This is a genomic window from Paraburkholderia sp. 32 (genome assembly GCF_050435345.1).
Classification (GTDB): domain Bacteria; phylum Pseudomonadota; class Gammaproteobacteria; order Burkholderiales; family Burkholderiaceae; genus Paraburkholderia; species Paraburkholderia tuberum.
The window spans coordinates 3,581,848-3,594,972 of sequence record NZ_JBNDKD010000003.1; the positions used below are offsets into that span (position 1 = coordinate 3,581,848).

At 62.5% G+C, this 13,125-nt stretch carries 15 protein-coding genes and 2 pseudogenes; 8 read left to right on the top strand and 9 right to left on the bottom strand.

Features of this window, described 5'->3' with window-relative positions; all coding sequences use genetic code 11:
* Positions 1-66 precede the first annotated feature (66 nt).
* The 7 genes and pseudogenes from OKW26_RS39385 (at position 67) to OKW26_RS39415 (ending at position 4,381) form a co-directional block, all read left to right on the top strand.
* Complete coding sequence (locus tag OKW26_RS39385) at positions 67-831, top strand: hypothetical protein (RefSeq protein ID WP_429356916.1); 765 nt, start codon at positions 67-69, stop codon at positions 829-831.
* 28 nt (positions 832-859) lie between these two features.
* Positions 860-1,345, top strand: coding sequence for a hypothetical protein (locus OKW26_RS39390; protein WP_260330531.1), 486 nt, complete (start codon positions 860-862; stop codon positions 1,343-1,345).
* A 61-nt stretch (positions 1,346-1,406) separates the two neighbouring features.
* Positions 1,407-1,607: a hypothetical protein gene (locus OKW26_RS39395; protein ID WP_184032630.1), complete on the top strand. Its 201-nt coding sequence runs from the start codon at positions 1,407-1,409 to the stop codon at positions 1,605-1,607.
* Positions 1,608-1,644: 37 nt separating this feature from the next.
* Positions 1,645-2,436: pseudogene (locus OKW26_RS39400) on the top strand (RHO alpha subunit C-terminal catalytic domain-containing protein); the annotation flags it as partial.
* A 15-nt stretch (positions 2,437-2,451) separates the two neighbouring features.
* Positions 2,452-3,581: pseudogene (locus OKW26_RS39405) on the top strand (FAD-binding oxidoreductase).
* Between the two features lie 176 nt (positions 3,582-3,757).
* Positions 3,758-4,219: a hypothetical protein gene (locus tag OKW26_RS39410; RefSeq protein ID WP_429356917.1), complete on the top strand. Its 462-nt coding sequence runs from the start codon at positions 3,758-3,760 to the stop codon at positions 4,217-4,219.
* A 6-nt stretch (positions 4,220-4,225) separates the two neighbouring features.
* Entirely contained in the window at positions 4,226-4,381 is a 156-nt protein-coding gene (locus OKW26_RS39415; protein WP_429356918.1) for a hypothetical protein, read from the top strand.
* Here the strand turns inward: OKW26_RS39415 and OKW26_RS39420 are convergent.
* Positions 4,328-5,895, bottom strand: a protein-coding gene (locus tag OKW26_RS39420) for an IS3 family transposase (RefSeq protein ID WP_429353101.1) whose coding sequence is annotated in 2 segments (ribosomal slippage) — positions 4,328-5,457 and positions 5,457-5,895 — 1,569 coding nt in all. Because the reading frame shifts where the segments join, the coding sequence is not laid out codon by codon here. The genes OKW26_RS39415 and OKW26_RS39420 overlap by 54 nt on opposite strands.
* A 68-nt stretch (positions 5,896-5,963) precedes the next feature.
* Between OKW26_RS39420 and OKW26_RS39425 the strand changes: the two genes are divergently transcribed.
* Positions 5,964-6,506, top strand: a complete 543-nt coding sequence (locus OKW26_RS39425) for a hypothetical protein (protein WP_429356919.1) — start codon at positions 5,964-5,966, stop codon at positions 6,504-6,506.
* A 108-nt stretch (positions 6,507-6,614) separates the two neighbouring features.
* On the opposite strand, the gene OKW26_RS39430 is transcribed toward OKW26_RS39425, so the two are convergent.
* From OKW26_RS39430 to OKW26_RS39465, 8 genes are read right to left on the bottom strand one after another with little or no spacing between them, the layout of a single operon-like run.
* Positions 6,615-6,905, bottom strand: a complete 291-nt coding sequence (locus OKW26_RS39430; protein ID WP_429336071.1) for a contact-dependent growth inhibition system immunity protein — start codon at positions 6,903-6,905, stop codon at positions 6,615-6,617.
* Entirely contained in the window at positions 6,895-6,975 is an 81-nt protein-coding gene (locus OKW26_RS39435) for a hypothetical protein (protein WP_409259047.1), read from the bottom strand. The genes OKW26_RS39430 and OKW26_RS39435 overlap by 11 nt, the downstream gene beginning before the upstream one ends.
* 59 nt (positions 6,976-7,034) lie before the next feature.
* On the bottom strand, positions 7,035-7,427 hold the full coding sequence (locus tag OKW26_RS39440; RefSeq protein ID WP_429356920.1) for a Na+/H+ antiporter subunit G: 393 nt from the start codon (positions 7,425-7,427) through the stop codon (positions 7,035-7,037).
* 8 nt (positions 7,428-7,435) lie between these two features.
* Positions 7,436-7,711 (bottom strand): K+/H+ antiporter subunit F, encoded by a 276-nt coding sequence (locus tag OKW26_RS39445; RefSeq protein ID WP_018418609.1) that lies wholly within the window; start codon positions 7,709-7,711, stop codon positions 7,436-7,438.
* A complete protein-coding gene (locus OKW26_RS39450; RefSeq protein ID WP_429356921.1) occupies positions 7,705-8,199 on the bottom strand; it encodes a Na+/H+ antiporter subunit E in 495 nt (164 codons plus the stop codon). The genes OKW26_RS39445 and OKW26_RS39450 overlap by 7 nt, the downstream gene beginning before the upstream one ends.
* A gap of 2 nt (positions 8,200-8,201) precedes the next feature.
* Positions 8,202-9,983, bottom strand: coding sequence for a monovalent cation/H+ antiporter subunit D (locus OKW26_RS39455; RefSeq protein ID WP_429356922.1), 1,782 nt, complete (start codon positions 9,981-9,983; stop codon positions 8,202-8,204).
* Positions 9,980-10,312: a Na+/H+ antiporter subunit C gene (locus OKW26_RS39460; RefSeq protein ID WP_429356923.1), complete on the bottom strand. Its 333-nt coding sequence runs from the start codon at positions 10,310-10,312 to the stop codon at positions 9,980-9,982. The genes OKW26_RS39455 and OKW26_RS39460 overlap by 4 nt, the downstream gene beginning before the upstream one ends.
* Positions 10,312-13,113 (bottom strand): monovalent cation/H+ antiporter subunit A, encoded by a 2,802-nt coding sequence (locus OKW26_RS39465; protein WP_429356924.1) that lies wholly within the window; start codon positions 13,111-13,113, stop codon positions 10,312-10,314. The genes OKW26_RS39460 and OKW26_RS39465 overlap by 1 nt, the downstream gene beginning before the upstream one ends.
* Positions 13,114-13,125: the final 12 nt, after the last annotated feature.

Below are 13,125 nucleotides of genomic sequence, written 5' to 3' on the forward strand. Positions count from 1 at the left end.
TCGCACAGTAATTATCTGACTGCTGTCAACTCCGGCAGCGACTTCAGATAGACCATCGACACACCCATGTCCCTGTCCGTATTTGAAATGCACTCCGTGGAGCTGTTCTGCCAGCGGCCACCGGGTGCCTGTTATGTCATCTGCGACGAATGGCACTATAAAGCGTGCCTCGGCAAGGCCGCAGACCTTCAGAGAGCCAGGGCGGAGACCCGGGAATTTCTTGCTATCGCCGCACTGAATCGCAGGAAGTGGGAGGAGGACCGGAAACTGATTAGGAATCTCATTGGCAGTCACTGGCTGTTTTTTCATGATGTACGGGACCGGAATCCTGACTCCGATGGCTGGCGGGTCATCGTTGCTCTGCTCGAAGAGGTGCGCCGGGGCAAACTGCTTGCCGTTAAAGGTCCGCGTAATGGCCTGTTTCCGTCACCGTACAGCAGCACGCCGTTAATGAATCCCGTAGCGAGGACAGGTAGTCACACGAACGGCGAGCCCATTCTGTCCGTCCAGTATGATCCGGCCACCTGGCAAACCCGGCTGGACGCTGCGCGCGCAGCCAGGGCTGGCGATAGGGGTGCATCAACGCTGCTTGGTGATGCGCAGCCATTCGAGTATCGGCCTGACATGCCTGATGTAGACGCCGTGCAGGTCGCTGGCAATCAGGGAACACCTCGCAACAATCAGGCACAGAACAAACAAACCGATGACATCGCTCGAATTTTGCGGCTAACGCCCGGTCAATCCCGGCAGCTTCACGACGAGATTACCGGTCAAGGGCTCGGGTTTCATGAAATCATGGAGCGCGCGAAAGATATGTTCAACCTGTGGTAATTGACAAGGTCAGAACAGGAGAATTTTGATGGTTGATACACAGAAAGAAATCGGGCGTCGTTTATCGGCGCTTCAGGGCCTGCAATTGAGCAGCGTGAACCGTGCTGCCGATATGCTGACTTTGGGGTTTGGCGATCTGCGGCCCGTCACCAACTTTCGCGGCGTTATCAAACATGTCGGCGAATGGGCACTCCATATCCAATGCGCTTGGAGGCTAGAGGAAACGGCTCAAGTTGTGGCAACTCAAGAAGATCTCAGCGGGTCCGACGAAAGCGCATACGCGACTGCGGATCACCTTCGAGGACTGCTGGTAGAGCGCGGACCTTGTATTGTCGATGGCGTGTCAGTCAGTGATGACGGGGGCATGATCGTTTCGCTGTCGCGCGGATTTCGTCTCGTCGTTACCCCGGATGGAATCGAAGGAGCCGAAGACTGGCGATTTTTCGCCCCAGGCGTTGACGCGGCGCATCTTGTGATTAAAGGTGGGGCCGTCGCCCCTGAGTCTTTCGAGTGAAAAGTAAAAGCCGATCCTTGCACCCCAGTTCGATCGTCGTTCGCTACGACACCGAGAAAAAATGCTGGTGTGCAATGCTGTCGCCGAAGCGGCAATACGTCCGTTGTGCGAGGGGAAACTGGACATTCCCGTACTGCTGGAAGAATTCGATTTCAAGCTTGACGACGAGTTCGCACGTCGTTTTGGCGCTGCCATTCTGAGCCTGCTGGCTGAATACAAGCTGGAGCTGAAACAGTTCGTTTCTGTCACTCCGGCACCATAGAGAGCTTGTCCGTTTCGCGCTGTCCGGCAGAAACGGAGAACAACCCGAGGACATCTCGAAGCTGGAAGAGACGATGACGCCTCGATTCGCACCGTACGATTTGCGAAATACGAAGATTGCCTTCGAGCAGGAAATCATCGAGAACGGCAATTGGAAACTCGTGATGGAAAATAACCGCGAGTGCTACCACTGCCAGGCCACTCATCCGGAACTAACGGCCTCATTCCTGCCCGAAGACTTCGGCTTCTGTCCAGAGAATCTGAGCGAAGAATCGCTGTGCGCACTCGAAGACTACAAGACGCGTAACGCAGCGTGCCAGACGAGCTGGGAGCGCGATGGGTTCATAGGCGAGGCCGTCGAGTGGCTTGACGAAGATGCGGTCACCCAGTTCCGGGCGCAGCAACTTGGCATCGCCGGCGAAGGCGAGTCGCAGACCATCAGCACCAGGGTCGCCAGCACGAAGCTGTTCGGCAATCTCACGCGACGCGACCTCGGCGACCGGCACCTGTGGACACACAACTCATGGACTCACGTCATGAGCGACCACGCGGTCATCTCGTACATCATTCCCGTTGCCCCCGACAAGACGCTGGTGCGCACCAAGTGGCTGGTTTATGCCGATGCGGTTGAGGGTGCCGATTACAACCTCAAGGATTTGACTGAAGTCTGGATAGCGACCAACACACAGGACAAGCACCTGGTGGAAATCACGCACGAAGGTACGCAAGACCCGGCATATGTGCCGGGTGTGTTCTCGCCGTTCACCGAAGCCTATGTCGACCAGTTTTCACGCTGGTATGCGGTCCGCCTGAGCGCGCACGGCATCTGAAGCAGAGTCACCATCATGAATTCCGTAGAAAAGATGTTTGACCGGGCACCGGAGATTGTCGACCGACTCACTCACGCCGGAACCTGGGAAAGTGGTGCCCGGCATTGGCCGAGTGGTGAACAGCAAACGCTGACGTGCTGCCGCATCGTTGACGAAACGCACGACGTCAAGAGCTTCGAGTTCCGCACGGAGGATGGTTTGCCAGTGCGCTTTGAGCCGGGGCAGTTCATGACGGTGTCCGCGAACGTACAGGGACACACAGTCGAACGCTGCTACACGATTTCTTCGCCGCCAACGCGTCCATATCTGGTGTCCATTACCGTCAAGCGCGTGCCTGGCGGCGTCATGTCGAACTGGCTTCACGACAATATGAAGCCGGGGGGCAGTTGCGCGCATATGGTCCGTCGGGAACCTTCACGTCTACGGTTTCCGCTGCGCCAAAGTCGCTCTATCTGTCAGCCGGTTCGGGAGTGACGCCACTGATGTCGATGACCCGGGCGAGCATCGACCTCGGGCTTGACCGGGATATCGCATTTGTGCACAGCGCGAGGACGCCTGCCGATATCGTTTTTCGCGCGGAACTGCAGAGGCTGGCGAAGCTGTCGCCGCGACTGAAGCTGTTCTTCGTATGCGAAGGCATCGGTGACGAAGGCGACTGGGCTGGCGCGACAGGTCGGCTTAGCCTGCAACGGCTTTCTGAATGGCTGCCCGACTTCAAGGAGCGGGAATTCTTCACCTGCGGCCCTGCCGGCTACATGTCCGCAGTAAAAGAATTGCTCCACGAAGGCGGTCACGACCCGGACCGTTACCATCAGGAAAGCTTCACTTTCGCGCCGGCTGTGGCGCCGGAGCCTGTGGAGGAAAAGAACGGTGCGGTTCGAGAGGTGTTCACGGTCAGGCTTTCCCGCTCGGCCAGGACGTTCACCATGAGCCCGTCTGACACCGTGCTGGCTGCTGCCAGGAAGAACAGCGTCCCGATACCGTCGTCCTGCAGTCAGGTTGTATGCGGGACGTGTAAAACCAGGGTGCTCGAGGGCACTGTGGATATGAAGCACAACGGTGGGATTCGTGAAAGAGAGGTTCAAAAGGGCTTCCGTTTGCTTTGCTGCAGCCGACGCACATCGGACCTCGTTCTCGAGCTTTGAAACTGCATTCCGAATTCCTCCCGCGATAGTCCGGTCGTGCGGACTGTGCTCCAGATTGAGGTTGGCGCGAGCGGCGCTGCACATGGTGATGACAAGGTAACGGTGGTGCGGCAAAACCAACGTGCTAGACTGCATCGGTGGTCATTCGCAACATAAACATTGCCGATACACCCAACATGAATACTTCCTTCGTGAATCCGTTGCCAGGCGTTCCAGATGTTGAATCGCCGTTCTTCGACGAGCTTTTCGCCCAGAAGGAGGCATCTGAAAACGTTTTACGTGTGGCCAGACAACTCCGTGAGAATGGCTTCGCGATTATCGATTTTCCGGATGCCGAGTTCGACGCGCGCGCGGAACGAATCAAAACGAAATTCCATGGAAGGTTTGATTTTGACCACTGGCGCGACGAGCTCTGGCATAAAAATGACGGCATGAGGGTGCAGGACGCGTGGGAGACCGACGAGGACGTGCGATCGCTGGCCTCCAATCCACAGATTCTTCATCTTCTTTCCCAGCTCTACGGACGCCGTGCCATCCCGTTCCAGACGCTGAACTTTCCTGTCGGAACCCAGCAGCCTATCCACAACGACGCCATACACTTTTCGTGCGTTCCAGAGCGCTTCATGTGCGGTGTGTGAGTCGCATTGGAAGACGTGGACGGCACCAATGGCGCGCTCGAATACTATCCGGGCAGCCACAAATTTCCGACCTATGTGCGGCGCGCGTCAAGCAAGTTGTCGCCTCACTCATGCAGCCAGAGGCTGTTTATTTGCGCTGATCGACGCCATCTCGACGACTGAGTCGCGTTCGGGGTTAAGCGTCACGGCACCAACCGGTGTCCAGTTGCGCGTGTGGCGCGACCAGCGGGCCGGATTGCGCTCGCGGGCCCTCTCGTACAGTGCATGCCGAGCGGCGAGAAGCGCACGATCGTCACCGGCGTGACGCTGCGCAGGCGTCACGTAGCGGATGCCACTATGACGATGCTCGAAGTTGTACCACTGCACGAAGCCGGCAGCCCAGGTGCGAGCAGCGTTCAGGTCCTCGAAGCCTGTGACCGGAAACTCCGGCCGGTACTTCGCGGTTCGGAACAGCGCCTCGGCATAGGCGTTGTCGTCGCTGACCCGGGGGCGCGAGTACGACGGCTTGATGCCCAGCCAGTGCAGCATCGCCAGCACGGTAGTGGCCTTCAGCGTCGCCCCGTTATCGCCGTGCAGCACCGGCCGGGCCTCAAGGGCGGCAATGCCTTCGGAGAGCGCCGTACGACGTACGAGATGAGCAGCGTGTTCGGCCGCGTCGCTGTCGTGCACCTCCCAGCCGACAATCTTGCGGCTGTACAGGTCCAGAATCAGGTACAGGTGGAACCATCGCCCTGTGACCGTTGCCGGCAAATAGGTCATGTCCCAGCACCACACCTGGCGCGGCGCGGTTGCAACGTGCGTGGTCGGCGGCCGGCCGCTCGAAGGAGTTCTGGCACGGCCACGGCGCCTCATCTGCCCATGCTCGCGCAGCACGCGTGCAAAGGTCGATTCGCTGGCGATATACACGCCTTCGTCAGCCAGCATCGGCACGATGCGCGCCGGTGGCATGTCGGCAAAGCGCGGCTCGCTGGCTACGCGCAGCACGTTTTCCCGCTCCTGCGGGCTCAAGGTGTGCGCGGGCAGCAGGCGCATCGCGCCGGGCCTGGCGTCGCCAGTGACGAGCCCTTGATTGGCCCTCCAGCGCTGCAGGGTACGCACGTCGATTCCGGCCACCTCGCAGGCCAGGCGCAACCGTGCGCCAGCCAGTCTTGCCGAATCGATTTCCCGGGCCAGGAACTGGCGATCTTCGAGGCCGATCATTCGTCCTCGCCCTTGTCCGTGTTGAAGATCGCCCCGAGTTTTTTTGAAAGAACCAGCAATGCGGCTGCCTCGGCCAGTGCTTTCTCCTTGCGCCGCAGTTCGCGTTCCAGTTCCTTGATGCGACGCTGGTCCTGCTTCGTCTGCTGTGGACTCGCACGGGCCTCTTCGGGCTCGGCCAGCGCCTGCGTGGCCGCTTGCCGCCACTGCGCCAGTTCCTGCGGATACACGCCATGCTCGCGGCACCACGCATTGCGGGCCGTCTCGTCCATCGCTGCCGTGCTCAACACCGCTTCGAAACGCGCGGCCGCTGTCCATGCCCGCTCGCGAGCGGGCCTGGACAGCGCATCACTGCGCCAGCGCTCCAGCGTCTGCGCGCCCACACCGATCTCTCGCGCAACCTCTTCCACTGATGCGCTCTCCGGCGGCAGCAACCGCGCCACTGCTCTGTCCTTGAATGTCTTTCCGTAACGCGCCAACTTGTTCTCTCTTTATCGCCCCCAGATTCCAATTTTATCCAGGCGACAACCATTGTGACGCGGGGGGTGTGAATGAGCACATGGGCGTCTGCTCGGCAACGCAGCACAAGCCCACGGCGCACTACGCTCGATACTTGAGCCTCTGGCAGCAACTGATCAGGAAAGCAGGAATCGCCCCTGTAACGTTCCACGCCAGGAAGGGGCAGGCACTGATTTGGGCTTCGAACCTGCTGCATGGCGGCTCGAAGCAGACCGATCCAACCCGTACCCGTTGGAGTCAGGTCACGCACTATTACTTCGAAAACTGCGTGTACTACACCCCTGTGGTATCTGACCCGGCGTTCGGTCAGACCCACTATCGACAGATCAAGGATGCCAGCACAGGTTTTGTTCAGCCCAACATTTATTCTGGAGTCGAGGTCGAGCATGCCGTCATCGAACGCAGCATGCCTGATGCATTTGAGCCTTACGCAAGGCCGAAACTCCCACCGGATTTCGATTCCGCCGTCTATCTCCAACTCAATCCGGACATTGCGGCAGCCAATGCAGATCCGGCGGCACACTACCTTGAACACGGGTGTCGGGAAGGGCGGCGGTGGAAGTTTCTCTGAGACGTGGGGTATTCGATCCACGCCGGTTCAGCCATCAGATCGGCAAGGTCGGGCTCGGAGTGGCCACGCCAGGTGAGATCGAACCAACCTCGCGCTCCGACGAGTCGCTTACTCGCTCAGAAGACGCCTCAATTCCTCGAGAAACGAAGCGGTCGTGTAGCCCCACAACGCCGGGTCGAAATCTTGCCCGTAATCCGTTTCAAACGCTGAATCCAGATCATCCGGGTGCTCGCTTATGAACGAATCTATTTCGTGGATCATTTCGAGTTGGCTTTCCCGCGGGCAGTCCCTCTTGTAGCATGAAACAATTTCCGGAATCGTATCTCCCCATAAATCAGAATCCTGATTAAGGTATGCGCCAAACAACTGATACAGTTTCGGGTAACGATCATCCAACATATGCAGTAAGAATGTAGTACGGCATTCCATTGTAGGTTTGATATTTCAGTACAACGACAACCTCATTCATCCGCGTCAATTTTCCTGTCTGTCGTGCAATTCCCGAGAGGCGCGAAGCTTCGACGAGCCTCACCCCTCATCCCCCTTCCGCAACTCCCCCGTATTCCCCCGTTCCGCGCAAGCGCCCGTAACAGGCGGCCGCCCCCGCGTCGCCTCTGACAGCGTCACTCCCTGCTGAATCCCAGCCTTCGCCAGCATATGTGCGCTAATCGGTGCGGTGAGAAACAGAAACGCCGGAATCAGCAACTCATGCAGGCTCGCGAAGTTGTTATGCGCGCTGAAATACACCACCGACGCGAGCACGATGCCGCCCACACCGAGCGTGGTCGACTTGGTCGGACCGTGCAGTCGCATGAAGAAGTCGGGCAGCCGAGCGAGCCCGACCGCCCCGACCAGCGTGAACAGGCTGCCGGCCAGCAGCAGCAAACAAACGATCGCTTCGACAAAAGTTTCCATCGGCATACCCCACGCTAGTTGAGTTCGATGATGTCGCCGCGCTGCAGGTACTTGGTGAGCGCGACGGTACCCACGAAACCCATCACGGCAATCAGAAGCGCAACCTCGAAGAGCACCGTCGAGCGTAAGCTGATGCCGTACACGACGATCAACGCGATCGCATTGATGTTGAGCGTGTCGAGCGCGACGATGCGATCGGGCAGCGACGGCCCGCGCACGAGGCGCCACAGCGCGAGCAGGAACGCGATGCCGAGGATCGCGAGCGAGATCGGAATCACGATGGCTAGCATGCGAAGATCTCCATCAATGGGGCTTCATAACGGGACTTGATGAGCGCGATGAGTGCCGCTTCGTCGCCGAGATCGAGCACGTGCACGGAGAGGCGCGTGCGGTCGTCGCTGAGTTCGGCGCACAGCGTGCCAGGGCTCAGCGAGACCACGCTGATAAGCACCGTGAGCGCGATCTCGTGGGTGCTGTCGAGCGGCACTTCGATGAACGCCGGGCGCATCCGCCGCGTCGGGCCGAGCACGAGCAGCGCGACCTCGACGTTGGCCACGATGATATCGACCAACACATGCCAGGCGAGGAGCACGAGCAGCCACGGTCGGCCGAAGCGCACCGGTCGCAGCCACAAGCCTTCGGCGACGCGAAAAGAGATCGCGTAGCCGAGCGCGGCGCCGAGCAGCAGATTGCCTAGCGAGACGTCGTTCATCAGCAGCACCCAGCAGATGATCAGCAAGACCGCGAGCCACGGGTGGGGGAAGAGCCTTTTCAACATCGTCAGTTCCCCTGCGCGTCGGCCGTGGTCGCGGCGGCCGCTGGTGGCGAGGAGCGCGCCGCGGGCAGGATCGCGTGCACGTAGGCGCCGCGATCGAATAGCTGTGTCGCCGTATCGGTGAGATAGTGCCGCACCGCGCCCGCGCCGAGCGTGATGGCCACGACACAGCCGAGCAGGATCGCGCAGGCGGCCAGCTTCGCATTACTGCCACGCGGTGCGCGCTCCTCTTTGCCGGCGGCGGCGCGCGCGGCCGGCGCGGCCCACATCAGGCGCGTGCCCGTGCGGCTCAGCGCGACGATCGAGAGCAGGCTCGACAGCAGTACGGCCGGCCACAGCACGACTGCCGCGCCGAGCGGCGTGGCGGCCAGCACCATCGCCTTGCCGAGGAACCCGGACAGCGGCGGCAGGCCCGCGGCGCCCACCGCGACGATCAGATAGAGCAGCGCGGCGAGGTTCGACGGCCACGGTGCATGCGTGCGCGGGACCGCTTCGACCGTAGCTTCGGCTTCGGTGTGAGCCGGTTCCCCGACCAGCACGGCGAGCGTGCCGGCCGTCTCGACCTGCAGCGGCTGCACCCGCGCCAGCGTCGCCACCGCTTCGCCGTCCGGGTCGGGCGAGATGGCCGCCGCGGCCGCGTCGTCGAGCGCTTCGAGCGAGCCGGGCTCGATCGAATTGGCATCGGCGGAAACGGCGGCGTGGGCGGCGTGCGGGGGCGGGGCTTGCTCGGGTTCGAGCGTGTCGGCGAGCAGGAACAGCGCGCCTGTGCAGAGCGTCGTGCTGATCAGGTAGTAGAGCAGCGCGCTCCATGCGAGCGGCGTCTGTAGTGCGATCGCCGCGATCAGCAGACCCACCGAAACCAGCACGAGATAGCCCGTCGTGGTCTTGAGACTCGACACCGCCAACGCGCCCAGCGCGCCGAACACGATCGTCGCGATCGCGAGCCACCACGCCCACTGATGCATGAACGCATCGAGCACGCCGCCCGCCGCGCCGAACACGAGCGCGTCGCAGCGCAGCATCGCATAGATGCCGACCTTGGTCATGATCGCGAACAGCGCGGCCACCGGGCCGATGGCGCTGCGGTAGGCCTGCGGCAACCAGAACGACATCGGAAACACGGCGGCCTTGAGGCCGAACACGAGCATCAGCGTCGCGCCCGCGAACTGCGCGAGCGGCAGCGACTCCGGCCCGAGACGCGCCAGACGTTCGCCCATGTCGGCCATGTTGAGCGTGCCCGTGACGCCGTAGAGCACGCCGATCGCGACCAGAAAGAACGACGAACCGACGAGGTTCATCAACAGATAGTGCAGCCCGTTGCGCACCCGTCGCGCGCCGCCACCATGCAGCAGCAGCGCGTACGACGCGATCAGCAGCAGCTCGAAGAACACGAACAGGTTGAAGAGATCGCCCGCGAGGAAGGCGCCGTTCAGGCCCATCAGCTCGAACTGGACCAACGCACGGAAATAGCGGCCGCGCCTCGCGTCCTCGCTCGAGGTGCCGAGCAGGCAGCAGACCGCCAGCACGGCGGTGAGCACCAGCATCAGCGCGCCGAGCCGGTCGAGTTCCAGCACGATGCCGAACGGCGCGGGCCATGCGCCGAGCGCGTAGCTGGCGATCTCGCCTTGCGCGGCGCGCGCCATCAGCAGGCACGCGACGGGCAGCAGCGCGATGATGGCGAGCGCGTTCAGCGCGCGTTGCAGGCGTTTCGCGCGCAGCGGCAGCACGACGATGACGCCCGCGGAAAAGAGCGGAATCAGGATCGGGAGCAGGAGAACGTGGTTCATTCGACGCGCGTCTCCTCGTCATTGACGTGATCGTTGCCCGTGATCGAAAACGAGCGCAGCGCGAGCACCACGGTGAAGGCCGTCATTGCAAAGCCGATCACGATGGCCGTCAGCACGAGCGCTTGCGGCACCGGATCGACGTATTGCGCCCCCGCCGCGATGACCGCTGGCTTGCCGATCGCAAGCCGGCCCATGCCGAGCAGGAACAGGTTGATCGCATACGAGAACAGCGTGATGCCGAGAATCACCGGCAACACGCGTGCGCACAGCAGCAGGTAGATGCCGCACGCGCAAAGCACGCCGATCGCGATGGCAAAGGCGGCTTCCATCAGCTTTTCTCCACGGACTGCATGTCCTTGTCGCGTACGCCGAGGTGCGAGACGATCGTGAGCGTCGTGCCGACCACCGCGCCCGTTACGCCGAGATCGAACAGCATCGCCGTGGACAGTTCGATCTCGCCGATCAGCGGCACGTGCAGGTGCCCGAACGCACTGGTCAAAAACGGCTGGCCGAACGCGAGACTGCCGAGCCCCGTGGCCGCGGCGATCAGAATGCCGAAGCCCGCAAGCGCGCGGTAGTTGAGGTGGATGCGCGACTCGGTCCACAGCACCCCGCTCGCGACGTACTGCAGCAACAACGCGATCGAGAGGATCAGCGACGCGATGAAGCCGCCGCCCGGCAGGTTGTGGCCGCGCAGGAACACGAACACGGCGACGAGCACGGTGAGCGGCAGCATCAGCCGGGCGAGGATCGCGAGCATCAGCGGATGCGATTGCGACGACCATGGCCGGCCATCCGGCCCCGCATCGGGCGACTTCAGGCGCAGCCCGCGCAGCAGCGCCTTGACGGCGAGCCCCGCGACCACGAGCACGCTGATTTCGACCATCGTGTCGAAGCCGCGGAAATCCACGAGGATCACGTTGACGACGTTGTGGCCGCCGCTGCCGGGCAGCGCATTGGCGAGGAAGTACGGAGCGATGCCTGGCAGCGGCGCGCTCGTCATGATCCTGTACGACACGGCGCCGAGCAGCGCGCCGCCCGCGAGCGCGAGTACGCCGTTGCGCAGCCGGACGGGGAGCGGCTCGACGGCGCGTTGCAGCGCGGGCAGGAAATAGACGGCCAGCACGAGCAGCAGGATCGTGACCAGTTCGACGGAGATCTGCGTGAGCGCGAGATCGGGCGCGGAGAAGCGCACGAAGGCGAGCGACACGAGCAGGCCGCAGGTGCTCAGCATCACGAGCGCGTAAAGGGTGCGCGCACGCACGAGCACCACGCCGACGGCGAGCAACGCCATCAGCACGAGGCCGCCCAGCGTGAACGGATCGGGCGGCAGGCGCGTGTGGCTGCCGCTCCAGGTGTCGAGCGCGACGAGCGGCACGCCCGGCACGATCAGCATCGCCGCGATCATCCATGCGAGGTAGGCCGGCAGCGAGCGCGTCTCGAACAAGCGCACGATCACGCCGGCGCACTGTTCGAGACGCTGCACGAAGCGCTCGAAGATTTCGCTCGCGTTCAACTCGGTGAGCGCCGTTCGACGGTGGCGGAACGCATTGCGGCGCAGGAAAAAGAGCGCCGCGCCCGCCGCGAACGACACCGCGCTCATCACGAGCGGCGTATTGACGCCGTGCCACAGGCTCAGGCTGTAGTCGGGCAGCTTGCCGCCGAGCGTGACCCACGCGGCCGACTCGAGCAGCCTGCCGATGCTTTGCTGCGGGAACAGGCCGATCAGCAGGCACAGCGCCACGAGAATCTCGACCGGCAGCCGCATGAAGCGCGGCGCCTCGTGCGGCGGATAGTGCGGCAGATCGCGCGGCGTCTCGCCGTCGAAAAACACGCCCCAGACGAAACGTAGCGAGTACGCCACGGAGAGCGCCGCCGCCACGATCGCGATGACCGGTACGGCGAGGTTCAGCGGCCCGAACATGCTTTGCGCGAGTGTTTCGCCGAAGAACATTTCCTTCGAGAGAAAACCGTTGAGCAGCGGCACGCCGGCCATCGACAGCGACGCGACGCTCGCGAGCACGGCCGTATGCGGCATGTACCTGCGCAGGCCGCGCAGACGGCCCAGATCGCGCGTGCCGGTTTCGTGATCGACGATGCCCGCGGCCATGAAGAGCGACGCCTTGAACACCGCGTGGTTGACCGTGTGAAAGAGCGCGGCGACAGTCGAGAGCTGCGTGTCGAGGCCGAACAGCAGCACGATCAGGCCGAGATGGCTGATGGTCGAATAGGCGAGCAGGCCCTTCAGATCGCGCTGCAACAACGCCAACCCCGCGCCGCCCACCAGCGTGACGAGCCCGGCCACTGTCGCCGTGTAAGCCCACAGGTGGGTACCTTCGAAGAGCGGATAGAGACGCGCGAGCAGAAACACGCCGGCCTTCACCATCGTCGCCGAATGCAGATAGGCCGACACGGGTGTGGGCGCCGACATCGCGTGCGGTAGCCAGAAGTGAAAAGGAAACTGCGCCGACTTCGTGAACGCCGCGAACAGCGTGAGCAGCAGAATGGCCGGGTAGAGCGGATCGTGCTGCACCTTGTCAAGCTGGGCGAGCACGTCGTTCAGCTCGTAGCTGCCGCATACGTGGCCGAGCAACAGCACGGCCGCAAGCAGCGCGAGACCGCCCGCGCCGGTAATGGTGAGCGCCATGCGTGCGCCGCGCCTCGCGTCGGGCCGCGATGGCCAGAAGCCGATCAGCAGGAACGAGACGAGGCTCGTCAGTTCCCAGAAGATGACGAGTAGCAGCAGGTTGTTCGACAGCACGATGCCGAGCATCGCGCCCATGAAGAGCAGTAGCAGCAGGTACAGACGCGGCAACGAATCGCTGCCGGCGAGGTAGTAGCGTGCGTAGATGAAGACGAGCAGGCCGATCGCGAGTACGAGCAACGCGAACATGAACGAGAGGCCATCGAGGCGCAGCGACAGCGCGAGGCCGATGTCGGGCATCCACTCATGGCGCCATTGCAGCACGTCGTGGTCGCCCATGCCCACGCGCTCGCTCAGCAGCAGCGCGCAGCCGAACAGCGCCGTCGCGAACGCGATCCAGGTGCAGAGCGCGGCGGCGCGCGGCCTCGTGAGCGCAATGAGCGCCGCGGCCATGAACGGAAGTAGGACGAGCCACCCCAGTACCATTCGATGCCCTCC